Below are 15,903 nucleotides of genomic sequence, written 5' to 3'. Positions count from 1 at the left end.
CTGTTATAAAATCTCAAGCGTATGAATATATAAACCTTGGCCGCAGAAACTGAGTGCAACACCTGAGCATTTCGCTAAGGTGTTGTCCCATGTCTTACCTCGAACTCAGCATTGAAGAACGTGCCAGCATCCAAGTGGGTCAAGCCCAAGGGATGAGCCTTCGGCACATTGCCCAGCTCTTAGGGCGAGCTCCTTCAACCATATCTCGTGAAATACGCCGTAACCAAATGGCCCAGAACGGTTACTGTGCCCGGCACGCCCAACGTCAGCGAGAAAAGCGTCGAGTAGTCTGTCGTCCTGCGCGTAAGCTTTTGCCAGGCACCGAGCGGTTTGATCTCATCGTGCATATGTTGCGGCGACGCTTGTCTCCTGAACAAATTAGCGGCAAGCTCAAGACGATGAAACTACCTGATTTGCGCGATGCCTACGTCTGCCGAGAGACCATCTACACGGCCATTTATGCCTTGCCCGTTGGCCACCTTCGCAAGGAACTGATTCACTGCTTGCGACAAGGTAAAACCACACGCAAGCCTCGCCGTGGCGAAGTGGATCGACGTGGTCAGATCCCTGACATGGTCAGCATTCACTTACGTCCGCCCGAGGTCAGTAAGCGTGAAATGCCCGGCCACTGGGAAGGCGATCTGATCAAAGGTAAGAATAACGCGTCCGCGGTAGGCACCTTGGTAGAGCTTAGCAGTGGCTATCTGATCCTCGCAAAAATGGACGATGCCACCGCCACATCCGCCGTAGCAGGCTTTAGTGCTGCTCTGAACCGAATGCCGACCACCGCTCGAAAAAGCATGACCTATGATCAGGGGCGTGAAATGACACACCATGCAAAAATTACTCAAGAAACCGGTGTTGCGATTTACTTTTGCGATCCCCATAGCCCCTGGCAACGGGGAGCCAATGAGAATATCAATGGCCTTATCCGTCAATATTTACCGAAAGGAACAGACCTTTCAGTACATAGCCAGGAAGAGCTGGATGCCATTGCCTTTGAGCTGAATATGCGGCCTCGAAAACGCTTTGATTTTAAATGTCCGATAGAAGTGATGAGCGAGCTGATGGCCAAGTACCATGAAAGCCCATCAACCATCCAATGAGTGTGTTGCACTCAGAGTCTGCATCCGCCAACATATTAATAGCGTTAAGCTTTTTATAGGCGTTAAGCTTTTAATAGGGATTAAATGAGGTAATTGTTTGGCAAAAAGCAATGGCTAGTTGTTTAGCTAAACATAGCAGTGCGTAGTATTGTGCCAGTATCAATCACTAAACTGGGTAACATGCTCTACAAAGCGTCGCACTTTGGCGAGTTCCCCCAAGTGTTCAGGGTAAACAAGATAATAAGCACTCTCACTGAGCAATCGATATGGCCAAGCGACTGCCAGTCGGCCACCTTCCAACTCTTCATCGACGGTAAAGTGAGGAACCAGGGCGACCCCACCGCCTGCCATTGCCGTTCGCACCAGCATAGGAAAGGTCTCGAAGCGGGTGCCATGATAGCTACGGTCAGTGATGATCTCTTGGTTTGCAAACCAATGGTGCCATGCGTCAGGGCGTGTCGAGAGATGCAGCAGCGGTAGTTGTGTTAAGTCATCCACTGACTGGATGGGGTGCCGAGCGAGTAATTCAGGGGAGGCAACCGCGACCATATCCTCATCAATAAGCTTATGACAAGCAAGGCTTGGCCAACTGCCATGCCCATAAAACAGAGCAATATCGATATCTTGCTGCTCAAGATCGAAATCTTTTACGCGGTCATGAAACTCCAAACTAATGCCTGGATTGGCGGCTAAAAAGGTGGGCAACTTATTGGCCAACCAGCGGCTACCGAAGCTAGGTAAGGTGGCGATTTTAAGAACCTCGCTATTACCGCTGTAGGTCATTATCGCTTGCGTCGACATCTCAATTTGAGTGAGCACTTTGCGTACGTCACTTAAAAAAATGGCCCCTTCTGGGGTTAGCAGCAAGCTACGTCGCACGCGACGAAATAGCTTGTGTTGCAAGGTGGCTTCGAGGTGCGCGACTTGTTTGCTGACAGCACTTTGGGTGAGGTTTAGCTCGTCTGCTGCGCGAGTAAAGCTCATATGGCGTGCGGCTGCTTCAAAGCATTGCATAGCCGCTGTAGAAGGAAGATTGCGTGATGCCAAACCTGGCGCTCCTGATGACCTGAAAGCCGCCCCGGCGACTAAGCGCCGGGGGGAAGCTAGGCTTTTATAATGGCTCATTGGGCGAGCGTTGCAGCCTCCTGGGATTTATCAGGTCGGCGCGACTGAAGCCAGCCCACTGTCACCATGGCAAGCAAGCCTAAGCCGCTGGTTAGCAACTCGGGAACCACCATGGCAAGCCCTGCGACTAACAGTACCAGACGCTCCCCGAAGAAGGAATCACGCACAAAGTAACCGAGTAGTGCGCTGCTGACGCCCATAATCCCTACGAGTGAAAAGAACAGCGCGCTTAAAAGACCTAGCAGCGTAGGTTCGACTAATACCAGCACAGGATTATAAATGAAGGCATAAGGAATAATAAACGCACCAATCGCCAATTTAACCGCCGTAAAGCCGGTCTTCATTGGGTTGGCTTGTGCAATGCCTGCACCCGCAAACGCGGCTAAACACACGGGAGGCGTAATATCGGCGATGATGCCGAAATAAAAGACAAACAAATGTACTGCCATTGGCGGAAGGCCGAACTCATTAATCAGTGCTGGTGCGGCAATGGTGGCAGTGACCACATAGTTTGCTGTTGTGGGTAATCCCATGCCCAAGACAATACAGGCAATCATTGTGAACAACAGCGCAAGTATCAAAACGCCGTCAGCTAAGCTAATAATGCCAGCAGCAAATTTTGACCCCATTCCTGTCATGCCTACCACGCCAGCGATAATGCCTGCGCAAGCGACCGCTGCGATCACTGGCAGTGCCACGCGCGCCCCTTTTTCAAAAATAACCAATATATCTTTTAACGAAGGGCGTGTTTCTTTGCGAGCCAAACTGACAGCAAACGCACATGCGATACCCAGTAGCGCTGCCCGTTGAGCGGTAAAGCCAACGCTAATAGTCGTAATAATGACGAGTAAAGGCAGCAACATGTAGCCTTTTGACAGTATCAGCTTACGCTTGCTGGGCAATTGATCTTTAGGAAGGCCGAGAATGCGATGACGTTTGGCTTCGAAATGCACCCCGATAAAAATACCCGCAAAATAGAGAATGGCGGGAATCAGCGCCGAAAACATGATTTCGCGGTAAGAGACGCCCACGTACTCCACCATGATAAAAGCCGCAGCACCCATTAAGGGCGGCATGATCTGCCCGCCGGTAGAGGCTGACGCTTCGACTGCTCCTGCTACTTCGGGCTTGAAGCGGGCATTTTTCATCATAGGAATGGTGAAAGAGCCAGAAGCCACGGTGTTGCCGATAGAGCTTCCCGAAATCATACCCTGAAGCGAGCTTGCTATAACGGCGGCTTTGCCAGCCCCACCCGTAAAGCGCCCGGTTAACGCAAAGGCTAAGTCATTAAAGAATCGGCCGACGCCGGTATGCATCAGAACAACGCCGAAAAACAAGAACAAGAAGATAAAGCGCGCCGATATTTGCAGGGGCGTACCAAAAACGCCGCTTTCCCTAAACCATAAGTAGGGAGACACCTGCTCAAGAGAGAAGCCCGGATGAGAAAGCAAAGGGCTAGGGATCAAGTTGCCAAACAGCGCATAGAGAATTGCCAACGTAGCCATGACAACAATTGGCATACCAACAGTACGGCGAGTTGCTTCTAGTACAAACAGTACGCCGAGTGCGGCAATCGTTAGGTCAACGGCTGAATAGCCCGTAACCCTTGCACGCAGGACTTCTTCATAAAATAGGATTTTATAGTAGGCGGCAAAGGTGGCTACGAAGGCGAGTATTACGTCGTACCACGGCACGCCATTACGCCTGCCCGCACCGCGCGTTGCAGGGAATAAGATAAAGATCATCCCCAAGGCAAGCCCTAAGTGGACGGCACCTTGCTGCTGTGACGGTAGCGTACCAAAATAACCGGTATAGAGATGAAAGCAAGTCAGTGATACACCCATTAGGGTGATCAGCCAACCCCACTTGCCTAGCTGTAGTGCAGAACGTACTTGTGACTCACGATCATACTTTTCTAAAAGCGCCGCTTCGTCAGGAGTTTTTTTTTATCCACGATTAAACCTCATACATATAACGCCGCTGGCTTAGCCAGCGGCGAAAGGGAAACATCAATCGGTTAGATCACTTAGGCTGTCAATATTGGAGCGTTCACGGGTCACAATCTGAATGACTTCAGGGTAAATGTGTCCGATAAAGGCAACGTTATCAATCGCGCCACTTTCGAACTCTCCGCGTCCGGCAACGGCATCTTGTGCCGGTGCGTGTACGGTCATCCCGAGATCCATACCGTTATCACGAATGCTCACTAAGTTTTCGATTGAAGCGCCAGTTTCAATATTGGTGAAGTTATAGCTTTCCAGGTAACGGTTCCAAATGGTGGCCATCTCACCGCCTAGAGGGTAGTAAGTGCCGCCTTGGCTACCGGTACCTAAAATAAACTCTTCTTTGGCTTCAGTTTCGCCAAGCTCCGCAACCGGGTTATTTACGGTGAGGCCTTGCTCTTCGTAATATTTTTTAGCACCGGGGTGAATGGGTAGACCTTCTGAACCATTGAGTGCATTTTCAAGGGTAATGAACGCAGACTGGGAGTGCGTGTTTTCTTCAGCATGTTCATGCATTAAACGCGCTAGTTCATAACCCAGGTCTTCATCAATAGTATTTGTGTTACCAACTAAAATGGCATAAGCCGTAATAGTGTTTACATCTTCACTTTGAAAAGCATAGCTATTAGCGGGAATCGTAAAGCGCTTATAGGCACTGTTCTCTTCAATATAGTCAATAGCGTCATCGCTTAAACTAATTAGGCGCGCATCGCCGCTCGAGGCTTGTAAGTTCTCGATACTGCCAGAAGGTAAACCAAGAATACCGATAGAAATATCGATGTTGCCATCTTGCACACCATCGAGTGCAGCACCAAACCCTTCTTGATAGGTATTGTACTTATCGCTACCAATACCGTAGGCATCAAAAAGTAGTTGGGAAACGCCTTGAGTGGTACTGGCAGGGGGGCCAATAGCGATATTAGGTTTGCTGTCGCCACCACAACCCGCCAACAGAAGAGTCGCACCTACGCCGCATAGCACTTTTGTGGATAGCACTTTTGGTGATAGCACTTTAGAAGTAATGTTTTTCATGTTAACTCCTGCTAATTAAATTATTTATAATAAAATTGCTGCTTAGCAATTCTCGCAATCCGACCGTCTGGGGATCGATCAGTGAAAATGGCGCGAAAAAATAGCTGGCTATTGTTCACGTATGCAGCCCGACAGACAAAAGAAATTAAGTTGCGTACGCATTCCATTTTGTCATACCAAAGGCTTTTAAGAAATCCCTTAAGTAACCAGTGGTTTGTGCTTTTTATCTGCATGACCGGCGCGACGTTTTCTTTTTATAGTCTTCCTAGTGGAATATGTGCTAGCAATGAGTGGGCTATGCTGAGCGGCGGATGATTATGCTTCTGATCATGTGTTCACACCTAATGCATTCCTGCTTGGCATGTATTTAGCGTTTTTTTTCGTTTGTGATCTGCCATATGAACCTGTTTGATAAGGGAACACATAGTCATTTCAGGAGCGTTTTCGACGATGGACCTTCCCAACGTCAGCAGTGCATTAGGCATCCTCCATCCCGTTTGCATTACTAAAGGGCGTAATGCAGAGGTATGGGATGAAGCGGGACAGCGTTATATCGACTTTATTGGCGGTATTGGTGTGCTTAACTTGGGGCATGGCCATCCAGCGGTGGTCGAGGCCGTCAAGGCTCAGGTCGATACCCTCATGCATTCAGCGTTTAATGCCTTGCCGCACCGTGGCTACCTCTCTGTCGTAGAGCGACTTGACCAGTTTGTGCCGGTTTCTTATCCGCTGGGATGCATGCTGACGAACAGTGGTGCGGAAGCGACAGAAAATGCTCTGAAAGTTGCCCGTGGTGTCACGGGTCGCCAGGGCGTGATTGCCTTTGACGATGCTTTCCATGGCCGCACCTTGGCCGCGCTCAATTTGAACGGCAAAGTTAAGCCCTACAAAGCCGGTTTAGGCGCGTTGCCTGGCCCGGTTTATCACCTGCCGTTTCCCAGCCAGGATAGTGGGATATCCGCCGAGCAGTCGCTGGCGGTCCTAGAGCGTGTATTTGACGTAGAAATTGCTCCCAGTGAAGTGGCGTGTGTCGTCGTTGAACCCATTCAAGGGGAAGGCGGTTTTCGCTTACTTTGCCCCCAGTTTGCTAAAGCGCTGCGGGCAATCTGCGATCAGCACGGTATTTTATTGATTTGTGACGAAATCCAATCAGGCTTCGGACGAACCGGTAAACGCTTTGGCTTCAGTCACCTCGGCATCGAGCCCGACCTGATTCTGTTAGGAAAAAGCATTGCTTCAGGTCTTCCTCTGGCCGCTTTGGTAGGGCGTAAAGAGTTAATGGATGCCTTACCCAAAGGCGCGTTGGGAGGCACCTATTCAGGCAATGCGGTTGCGTGTGCAGCTGCATTGGCAGTGATGGATATCATGCAAGACGAGGCGCTAAGCGAATGGGGTAATGCCCAAGAAGCGGCGATTGTGAGTGCTTACCAGCGCTGGAAAGCAAGCGAGCGTTTTCCCATGCTAGGAGCCATGACGGGTATTGGCGCGATGCGCGGTATCGTCTTTGAAGATACCGACAATGCTACGGGGGGAGAGCACTTAGCTAACCTCTTGGCTGCGGGGCGTGATGCTGGCGTTTTGCTAATGCCCAGTGGCCGCAAGCGTAATGTCTTACGCTTATTGCCGCCATTGACCACTGAACCAGACGTCATGTCAGAAGGGCTAGGGCTCATCGAGCAGGCGCTGGAGACGCTCAAGGCATGATCGCAATGGTCAGCGAAGTGGCAGTGCGAAGTGGCTATGTGGCGTTTCTCGACGCCTTGCGCGCCCGTGGCTTCGAAGGCGAGATTGCCCCGGACTATGCCAACCGCACGGTGCTGGCAACGGATAACTCGATTTACCAGCGCCTGCCCCAGGCGGCGGTGTTTCCTAAGCATGCGGAAGACCTTGAGCGCCTTGCCAAGCTGGCTGCCGAGCTGCCCCACCGCGATATCGTGCTCACGCCTCGTGGCGGCGGTACCGGCACTAACGGCCAGTCGTTGACCGACGGTATTGTGGTGGACGTTTCCCGCCATATGAACCAGATCCTCGAAATCGATGTAGAGGCACGGCGGGTACGCGTTCAGGCGGGCGTGGTGAAGGATCAACTCAACGCGGCGCTGAAGCCTCATGGGCTGTTTTTTGCCCCGGAACTGTCCACCTCTAACCGCGCCACCATCGGCGGCATGATCTCCACCGATGCCAGCGGCCAGGGCAGCTGCGAATACGGTAAAACCCGTGACCACGTGCTGGAACTGGATACGGTTCTGCTGGGAGGTCAACACCTGCATAGCCGCCCGCTTAGCGCTGACGAAGAGCAGCAGGCCGTTGCCCAATCCGGCATTCTTGGCCAGGTGCATACCACCGCGGCTGAGATTATCGACCAACAGCGGGGGCTGATTGAGGCGAAATTTCCGCCGCTCAACCGCTGCTTAACCGGCTACGATCTGGCGCATCTGCGGGAAGCAAAAGGCCAACTGAACCTGAACAGCCTGCTGTGCGGCTCGGAAGGCTCATTGGGCTTTTTGAATGAAGCGGTACTCAATGTGCTGCCGATTCCTAAGCACGCCACCTTGGTTAATGTGCGCTACCCAGGCTTTATGGACGCCCTGCGTGATGCTAAGGCATTGATGGCCAGCAGCGCTCGGCCCACCTCGATTGAAACCATCGATGACACCGTGCTGCAGTTGGCCATGGAAGACATTGTCTGGGACAGCGTAGCTGAGTTTTTCCCCGCCACCGGTAGTAAGCCGATTCGTGGCATTAACTTGATCGAGTTTAATGACGATGATCCTGAGCGCTTGTCTGAGCGTGTGCGGGCGTTCACGGAACACTTGAGCCAAGACCCCACGGTAGAGCGTTTAGGCTACACCCTGGCGGAAGGCCGTTCGCAGATTCAAAAAGTTTACGCCATGCGCAAACGCTCGGTGGGTTTGCTGGGCAATGTACAGGGCGAAAAGCGCCCGATTGCGTTTGTGGAAGATACTGCCGTACCACCGGAGCACTTGGCTGACTTTATTACTGAGTTTCGCGCCGCGTTGGATGCCCGACAGCTCTCCTACGGCATGTTTGGTCATGTCGATGCGGGGGTACTGCACGTGCGTCCGGCGCTGGATATGAAAGATCCCGAACAGGAAAAACTGATTCGTGAGATTTCTGATCAAGTGGCGGCCCTGACCCAGAAGTACGGCGGGCTGTTATGGGGCGAGCACGGCAAAGGCGTGCGCTCGGAGTACGGCCCCAAATTCTTTGGTGAGTTATACCCCAGCCTGCAGCGCGTCAAAGCCGCGTTTGATCCGCATAACCAGCTAAATCCAGGCAAAATTGCGTCGCCCGCTGAAGGCAGCGAACTAATCGCCAAAGACAGCGATCCTGAACTGTTAACGGTTGATGGCGTCACCCTGCGCGGCCAACTGGACCGCACCATTGATGAACGAGCGTGGCAGGCCTATGACGCGGCGGTGTACTGCAACGGCAATGGTGCCTGCTATAACTACGACCTTGATGACCCCATGTGCCCTTCCTGGAAGGCCACCCGTGACCGTATGCATTCGCCCAAAGGCCGTGCCAGCTTGATGCGTGAGTGGCTACGCCTGCAGTCCCTGGCAGGGATTGATGTGGTGGAGGAGTCGCGCAAAAAGAAAGCCGAAAACGGCTGGGGCTTTATCAAAAGCTTTCCGTTACGCGTCGCCAATACGCTCAGTCGCAAGCAACACCACGACTATTCTCACCAAGTTTACGATGCCATGGCGGGCTGTTTGGCGTGTAAATCCTGTGCGGGCCAGTGCCCGATAAAGGTCAATGTGCCGCAGTTCCGTTCGCAGTTTTTAGAGGTCTACCACGGCCGCTATTTACGCCCGCTGCGCGATTACCTGATCGGTGGCACCGAATTTATGTTGCCAACCCTTGCCAAGGTGGCGCCGCTGTATAACGCCCTACTCAGCCAGCGCTGGGTCGATAGCCTAATGCGTCAAGGGCTGGGTATGAGCGACTCCCCGCAGCTTTCCCGCGCCAGCGTCAAAAAACAGCTACGCGCCTGGGGCGTTGCCGAAGCCACGCCCACCTCGCTTGCGCTGCTGACTGAGCAGCAGCGTGCCAACAGCGTGATAATTGTCCAGGACGCGTTCACCAGCCACTTTGAAGCCAAGCTGGTGATGGATGTGGTGGAACTACTGTCGCGACTCAACCTGCGGGTGTTTGTGATGCCATTTTCTGCCAACGGCAAACCGCTGCAAGTGCAGGGCTTTTTAGGCGCCTTTGAGCGTACGGCGGAAAAACAGGCCAAGCGCCTGCGAGCGTTGGCAGAGTTCGACGTACCCATGGTGGGGATCGACCCGGCAATGACGCTGACCTATCGCCAAGAGTACGTCAAAGCCCTGGGCAGTGAGCAAGTGCCCAACGTGCTGATGCTGCAAGAGTGGCTAGCCACGCGTATGAACACGCTAGCACCTCGCCAACTGAACCTAACCGATCCTGGCTTTAAGCTGCTTTCCCACTGCACCGAAAAGACCAACGCCCCGGGCAGCCCCAAAGCTTGGCAGCAGGTGTTTGCGGCATTTGGTTTAGAGCTTGAGCTGATGGCGACCGGCTGCTGCGGTATGTCCGGCACCTACGGCCATGAAACCCGTAATGTCGCAACCTCGAAAACCATTTATGCCCAATCCTGGCAGCCCCAGGTGGAAGCCGAGCAAAACACAGGCAAGCTGCTAGCCACCGGCTACTCCTGCCGCAGCCAGGTGAAACGCTATTCTGGGCAAACTTTGCTACACCCGCTTCAGGCGCTATTGGCGCAATTGAGGTCGGTATCTCATCCTTATCCCAACAATATGCAAGAGAGAGCAACGAAATGACTCAACCGAGCCTTCTTTCAACCAATGAAGTGCGTGACCGTTTCTCTAAGGCAATGTCGGCCATGTATCAAGCCGAAGTGCCGCAGTACGGAACGCTGCTTGAACTTGTCGAGCGCGTTAACCAAGAAACACTTAGTCAACAGCCCGAACTGCATCGCCGCCTGGAAGCGCAGGGTGAATTGGCCCGTTTGAGCGTAGAACGCCACGGGGCTATTCGCGTGGGAACCGCTACAGAGCTTGCCATGCTGCGCCGCCTGTTTGCTGTGATGGGTATGTATCCGGTGGGCTATTACGACCTTTCAGAAGCGGGCGTACCGGTTCACTCAACCGCCTTCCGGCCTATCGACGATGATGCGCTGGCGATGAACCCTTTCCGTGTTTTTACCTCGCTGCTGCGTTTAGAGCTTATTGAAAGCGAAGCGCTGCGCCAGCGTTCAGAAGAGATTCTGGCAAAGCGCGATATCTTTACCCCAGGGGCGCGCGAGCTTATTGAGCGTCATGAAACCCAGGGTGGGTTAACCAGCGAAGAAGCCGACCAGTTCGTCAAAGAAGCTCTGGAAACCTTCCGTTGGCACCAGGATGCGACGGTCGATCTGGAGACTTACCAGGCGCTACATGATGAGCACCGTTTGATTGCCGATGTGGTGTGCTTCCGTGGGCCGCATATTAATCACCTGACGCCACGCACCCTGGATATCGACGAAGTACAGCGCCGCATGCCGGAGATGGGCATGAATCCCAAAGCCGTCATTGAAGGGCCGCCGCGTCGTGAATGCCCCATTTTGCTGCGCCAAACCAGCTTTAAAGCGTTGGAAGAATCAATCCGCTTTGCCGGTGACGCGCAAGGTACTCACACCGCTCGCTTTGGTGAAATTGAGCAGCGTGGAGTGGCGCTAACACCGAAAGGCCGTGCGCTTTATGACCAGTTGCTTACTGAAGGCCGTAAGCAAACCGCAGGGTTGGATAACGACGCACATCAAACGGTTATGCAAAACGTCTTTGCCAGGCTCCCTGATAACGACGAAGCCATGCGCCGTGAGGGGTTAGCGTATTTTCACTATCACCTGACCGAGAAAGGTCAGGCCGCCAAAGACGTTGGCAATGCCGATATTGAGGCGTTAATCGCCCAGGGGCTGGTGGAAGCACAGCCGATTACCTATGAAGACTTTCTACCAGTGAGTGCGGCGGGTATTTTCCAGTCGAACCTGGGTGGTGCAGAGAGCGAAGCCTATGCTGGGAATGCCAATCGCGATGCCTTTGAAGAGGCATTGGGTACCCAGGTGACGGATGAGCTATCGCTCTATGCAGAGCGCGAAAATGCCTCTAAAGCGAAGGTGCTGGCAAGTTTAAAAAGCTAATCTTTCGTTTATAAAGAACGGCAGCACAGGAATGTGCTGCCGTTTTGTTACGTAGTAATGCCCCTAGATCAGCACCCGTAGACACTGACCCGCATGATATAGCGAGAAACCGCCTTCATAGGCACAGCTCCACAGAGGGCGGGCTTTGATGGGTTTGGGCTGTGATAGCGGAAGCGGCAGCAGGCTGTCATCATCGTTTGCAATGTAATGGGCAAAACCTTGGCCGACCACCGTGCCGGTAGTAATGCCGCGTCCGTTATAGCCAGTAGCTGACAATATCCCAGGAGCCGGTTCAAAAATACGCAAGGTGTGGTCCGGTGTGAACGCGACCTTGCCGGTCCAGGTATATTCCCAGCGAACGTTGCCGAGCCCAGGGAAGTAATGATCTTTTATGGTATCGGCCCAGCGGGTTAAGTAAGCCAGCGGTTTGCCTTCACCTTTCCCTAGGCTGCCCAACAGCAAGCGGCCTGCCTTATCTCGCCGAATACTGCTAAGTACCGTCCGAGTGTCCCAAGCGCCTTGCTTCTCTGGCAGTATCGCATCGGCGGCTTCGCCCGTCAGGGGTTCTGACGCCAGTTGATAATAGTGGCCGGTAAAGAAGTGTTGTCGAACTTGATTCCAGTCGTCTTCGGTATACGCATTGGTCGCCATGACGACTTTGCTCGCGGTCACGCTGCCATCTTGAGTTAATACCCGCCAGCGGTCTTCCTGTCGCTTGATGCCTGTTACGGGACTTTGGCAGTAGAGAGTGGCCCCAAGATCCGCTGACGCACGTGCGAGGCCTCGCGTATAGGCGCAGGGGTTGATAGTGCCCGCGCGCTTATCAAGCAGCGCGGTATGTATCTGAGAGGTTCCCGTCATCCGCTCGCATGCCTCTCCTTCGATTAACGTCACCGGCGCCCCACGGTTTTGTAACTGGTCCCGGCGGCGTGCGAGCTCTTGGCAGCCTTTGGTGTTATGGCCAAGGTGCAGGGTGCCTGTACGCGTTGCATCGCACTCAATGGCATAGCGCTCAATAATGTCGAATACTTTTGCTGGGGCGCCGCCCAGAATAGTATTAACGCGTTCGCCTTTTTCTTCACCTAGCGCGGCCACGATGTCATCGGGTGGAATCCAAAGTCCGGCATTAACCAGGCCAACGTTGCGGCCTGAACCACCCGTGGGGATATCTCCCGCCTCCAGCAAAATTACCTTGATGCCTTTTTCGGCCAAATGTAACGCGGTGGACAGACCCGTAATACCGCCACCAACAACACAGACCTCGGCCTCTTCCTGGTTCGCTAACGCAGGATAGTGTACTGGGGCTTCCGCGCTCGTTTGCAGCCAAAGGCAGCGCTCGGAGAGGGTCGTTTGCATCTTATAGTACCTCCTGAAAAGAAGCGCAGGTCGGCCATAGGCCGACCCTGTATGGCTATGAAGTAGGTTGGGAGGAGTAGTTGTTTTGAGGTGTATGGGGCGAGTTTTCAGCCGCGATCTCGGGGGATTCACGAGGAATAAAGCGGCCAGTTAGCGCCCACAGCAGGCCGAATAAAGGGGATAGCCAGCAAGCAAATGCAAAGGGCGCATATGCTAACGTGGGTACGCCAATCGTCGAGGACACAAATCCACCGCCCATGTTCCAGGGAATCAACGGCGAGGAGAGCGTGCCATTGTCTTCAATGGTGCGTGACAACGTCGAGGTCTTATAGCCCATGGCTTGATACTGGCCTTTCAGCAAGCGACCGGGCAGCACCAGCGTTGTATAAACATCGCCAATAATAGTGCTTACCGCCAGCGTTGTGCCGGAGCTTGTTGCCACTAAGCTGAAGCGACCTTTAATGAGCCGCATGAGCTGCTTAATAATCGCGTCAACGGTGCCATAGGCTTCTAACATGCCAGCAAAACCCAGCGCGAAGAACGTTAGCGTTACCACCCAGGTCATGGAGAGCACACCGCCACTGCTGAGTAGAGCATCAATCGCCGGATTGCCAGTATCGCTGCTAAAGCCATTTTGCATGGCATCAAACACGGCATGAACGGTTTCGCCCTGAACGCCGATAGCCACTAAGCCGCCTATCGCAGCGCCGGTGAAAATAGTCGGGAAAGGTGGGAATTTGGCAAGCGCTAAACCGATCACAACAAAAGGCGGAATCAGCGTTACCCAGGAGAGCGTAAAGGTGTCATCAAGAGCCTGACGAAACGTTGCAATATCGGTACTTCGTTCAAGCTGGCCGCCATAGCTAGTGCCGAGCCATAAATAAAGCACCAGCGCGACAATCATAGCAGGCACCGTGGTGGCCATCATGCTGCGTATATGGCTCCATAAATCGGTTTCACATACGGCAGGGGTTAGGTTGGTAGTCTCTGATAAGGGCGACATTTTATCGCCAAAGAACGCACCGGATACCAGCGCCCCGCCCGTTAGATACATGGGAATGCCCAGCCCTTCGCCGATGCCCATTAGGGCAAGCCCGAGCGTTCCTACTGTGCCCCAGGACGTGCCTGTGGCAAGAGATACCAACGCACTAATGACGCAGGTCGCGACAAGGAAGTAAGAGGGTGAAACCAGCTGAAAACCGTAATACATCAGCGTGGGAACGGTGCCGGAAAGAATCCAGGTGCCAATCACCATACCGACCGCTAATAGAATAAAAATAGCGGGCATCCCCAGCTTAACCACCTCAAGCATTGAGGCTTCCATTTTTTGCCAGGGTACGCCACGGATGCGTCCGCACAGGGCACAAATCATTATCCCGAAGGCTAAAGGAATATGCGGGGTAAAGTCAGAGAAGATAAAAAATTGCAGAATTAGAATGGCGGTAGTGGCCAGCAGCGGTAATAGCGCCATCGCGAGGCCTGGCGTCGGGCCGATTTGGACATCGTCACGCATACATCACCTTCATTTTTTATGTTTTTAGTAAGGGCCCTGCAGGGAAGGGCCCTTATAGAGGGGAAGGGTTAGTCGAACTTAATGCCTTGGGCCAGTGGGAGTTCACGAGAGTAGTTCACGGTGTTAGTTTGGCGACGCATATAGCTCTTCCAAACGTCGGAGCCGGACTCGCGACCGCTGCCGGTTTCCTTCTCGCCCCCAAACGCACCGCCAATTTCAGCACCGCTAGGGCCGATGTTGACGTTGGCGATGCCGCAGTCACTACCAACCGCAGAGATGAAGGTTTCGGCTTCGCGAACATCGGTGGTGAAAATACACGATGACAGGCCCTGGGGGACGTCATTATTGGTAGCAATAGCCTCATCCAGCTCTTTGTAGGTGAGAACATAAAGAATGGGCGCAAAAGTTTCGTGCTTGACCAGATCGTTTTGCTCGGTCACTTCAACAATGGCAGGCTCGACGTAGTAGCCTTCGTTGCTGTTGGCGATCTCTACACGGTTGCCACCGAACACCTTCGCACCTTGTTCACGCGCTTTAGCCAGCACGCTTTGCATCGCATCAAAGGCTTGATGGTCAATTAGCGGACCAACCAAGTTACCTTCAAGCGGGTTGCCGATAGACACCGCGCTATAGGACTTCTTAAGACGCGCTAAGATTTCGTCTTTAATGGATTCATGAACGACTAAGCGGCGCAGTGTCGTGCAGCGTTGCCCAGCCGTACCTACCGCAGAGAAGAGAATGGCGCGAGTCGCCATATCAAGATCTGCGCTCGGCGCTAAGATCATGGCGTTGTTGCCACCCAGTTCAAGAATGCTGCGACCGAAGCGCGCTGCCACTTGTGGGCCAACTTCGCGACCCATGCGGGTGCTGCCGGTAGCGCTGATCAGCGCAACGCGAGCGTCATTGACCAACTGCTCGCCAGCGGCACGCTCACCAACTATCACCTGGCTCAGGTGCTTGGGTGCCTCATCGCCGAACTCTTCAATGGCACGCTCTAACAGTGCTTGGCATGCCAGCGCTGTTAACGGTGTTTTTTCTGAAGGTTTCCACAGCAAGCTATTGCCGCATACCAGCGCTAAGGCTGAATTCCATGCCCAAGGGGCAACGGGAAAGTTAAATGCCGTAATTAGGCCAATCGGGCCTAACGGGTGCCAGCTTTCACGCATGTGGTGACCAGGGCGCTCGGAAGCGATGGTCAGTCCAAAAAGCTGGCGAGATTGACCAACGGCAAGGTCGCAAATGTCGATCATTTCCTGAACTTCGCCAAGCCCTTCCTGGAGAATCTTGCCACACTCCCAGGTGACCAGCTCGCCTAGTGATTCCTTGTGCTGGCGCAGTTGATCCCCAAACAGGCGCACCAATTCACCACGACGGGGGGCAGGCACGCTTTTCCAGGCTTGAAAGGCTTTTTCTGAGTTCGCAATAGCAGTTTCAATATCGCTGCTAGAAGCCGTTGTAAGACGACCAATTTCGCTACCATCAATCGGCGTGGTAACAATCAGGTAGCCGCCTTGATACTGTTCTTTTGCGACGCCCATTTTTTCCATCAGGGAATGAATCATTGCTTCACCAAATATTAAG

The 15,903-nt window shown here is 53.2% G+C and carries 10 protein-coding genes; 4 read left to right on the top strand and 6 right to left on the bottom strand.

Annotation, left to right across the window (positions count from 1 at the left end; genetic code table 11):
- Window positions 1–89: 89 nt before the first annotated feature.
- Entirely contained in the window at window positions 90–1,106 is a 1,017-nt protein-coding gene (locus J4377_RS16885; RefSeq protein ID WP_193085206.1) for an IS30 family transposase, read from the top strand.
- A gap of 159 nt (window positions 1,107–1,265) precedes the next feature.
- On the opposite strand, the gene J4377_RS16880 is transcribed toward J4377_RS16885, so the two are convergent.
- The 3 genes from J4377_RS16880 to J4377_RS16870 all read right to left on the bottom strand — a co-directional run bounded on the left by J4377_RS16880 (window position 1,266) and on the right by J4377_RS16870 (window position 5,266).
- Complete coding sequence (locus tag J4377_RS16880; RefSeq protein WP_038479019.1) at window positions 1,266–2,153, bottom strand: LysR substrate-binding domain-containing protein; 888 nt, start codon at window positions 2,151–2,153, stop codon at window positions 1,266–1,268.
- Between the two features lie 74 nt (window positions 2,154–2,227).
- Entirely contained in the window at window positions 2,228–4,084 is a 1,857-nt protein-coding gene (locus J4377_RS16875) for a TRAP transporter permease (protein ID WP_228168993.1), read from the bottom strand.
- Window positions 4,085–4,240: 156 nt separating this feature from the next.
- Window positions 4,241–5,266 carry a TAXI family TRAP transporter solute-binding subunit gene (locus tag J4377_RS16870; RefSeq protein WP_198348896.1) on the bottom strand — a complete coding sequence of 342 codons (1,026 nt, stop codon included), beginning with the start codon at window positions 5,264–5,266 and terminating at the stop codon, window positions 4,241–4,243.
- Between the two features lie 450 nt (window positions 5,267–5,716).
- Here J4377_RS16870 and J4377_RS16865 point away from each other — a divergent pair, with 450 nt between their 5' ends.
- The 3 genes from J4377_RS16865 to J4377_RS16855 are packed head-to-tail and all read left to right on the top strand — an operon-like array spanning window position 5,717 to window position 11,453.
- Complete coding sequence (locus J4377_RS16865; RefSeq protein WP_198348897.1) at window positions 5,717–6,970, top strand: aspartate aminotransferase family protein; 1,254 nt, start codon at window positions 5,717–5,719, stop codon at window positions 6,968–6,970.
- Window positions 6,967–10,095: an FAD-binding and (Fe-S)-binding domain-containing protein gene (locus J4377_RS16860; protein ID WP_253486204.1), complete on the top strand. Its 3,129-nt coding sequence runs from the start codon at window positions 6,967–6,969 to the stop codon at window positions 10,093–10,095. Before J4377_RS16865 ends, J4377_RS16860 begins: the two co-directional genes overlap by 4 nt.
- A complete protein-coding gene (locus J4377_RS16855; protein ID WP_253486203.1) occupies window positions 10,092–11,453 on the top strand; it encodes a VOC family protein in 1,362 nt (453 codons plus the stop codon). Before J4377_RS16860 ends, J4377_RS16855 begins: the two co-directional genes overlap by 4 nt.
- Before the next feature lie 63 nt (window positions 11,454–11,516).
- Here J4377_RS16855 and J4377_RS16850 read toward each other — a convergent pair whose 3' ends face one another.
- The 3 genes from J4377_RS16850 to J4377_RS16840 form a co-directional block, all read right to left on the bottom strand.
- Window positions 11,517–12,809, bottom strand: a complete 1,293-nt coding sequence (locus J4377_RS16850; protein ID WP_198349289.1) for an FAD-binding oxidoreductase — start codon at window positions 12,807–12,809, stop codon at window positions 11,517–11,519.
- Window positions 12,810–12,864: 55 nt separating this feature from the next.
- Window positions 12,865–14,322 carry a Na+/H+ antiporter NhaC gene (gene nhaC, locus J4377_RS16845; protein ID WP_038479004.1) on the bottom strand — a complete coding sequence of 486 codons (1,458 nt, stop codon included), beginning with the start codon at window positions 14,320–14,322 and terminating at the stop codon, window positions 12,865–12,867.
- Window positions 14,323–14,390: 68 nt separating this feature from the next.
- Window positions 14,391–15,884 carry an aldehyde dehydrogenase family protein gene (locus tag J4377_RS16840; protein ID WP_253486202.1) on the bottom strand — a complete coding sequence of 498 codons (1,494 nt, stop codon included), beginning with the start codon at window positions 15,882–15,884 and terminating at the stop codon, window positions 14,391–14,393.
- Between the last annotated feature and the right edge of the window lie 19 nt (window positions 15,885–15,903).

Source organism: Halomonas sp. XH26, from assembly GCF_024138895.1.
Lineage (GTDB): Bacteria > Pseudomonadota > Gammaproteobacteria > Pseudomonadales > Halomonadaceae > Vreelandella > Vreelandella alkaliphila.
The sequence above is the reverse complement of the archived record's forward strand: the minus strand, read 5'-3'. Positions and strand labels throughout refer to the sequence as shown.

Coding starts and splice junctions, on each gene's coding strand:
- J4377_RS16885 (WP_193085206.1), top strand. CDS start 90: ATGTCTTACCTCGAACTCAGCATTGAAGAACGTGCCAGCATCCAAGTG.
- J4377_RS16870 (WP_198348896.1), bottom strand. CDS start 5,266: ATGAAAAACATTACTTCTAAAGTGCTATCACCAAAAGTGCTATCCACA.
- nhaC (WP_038479004.1), bottom strand. CDS start 14,322: ATGCGTGACGATGTCCAAATCGGCCCGACGCCAGGCCTCGCGATGGCG.
- J4377_RS16840 (WP_253486202.1), bottom strand. CDS start 15,884: ATGATTCATTCCCTGATGGAAAAAATGGGCGTCGCAAAAGAACAGTAT.
- J4377_RS16850 (WP_198349289.1), bottom strand. CDS start 12,809: ATGCAAACGACCCTCTCCGAGCGCTGCCTTTGGCTGCAAACGAGCGCG.
- J4377_RS16865 (WP_198348897.1), top strand. CDS start 5,717: ATGGACCTTCCCAACGTCAGCAGTGCATTAGGCATCCTCCATCCCGTT.
- J4377_RS16860 (WP_253486204.1), top strand. CDS start 6,967: ATGATCGCAATGGTCAGCGAAGTGGCAGTGCGAAGTGGCTATGTGGCG.
- J4377_RS16855 (WP_253486203.1), top strand. CDS start 10,092: ATGACTCAACCGAGCCTTCTTTCAACCAATGAAGTGCGTGACCGTTTC.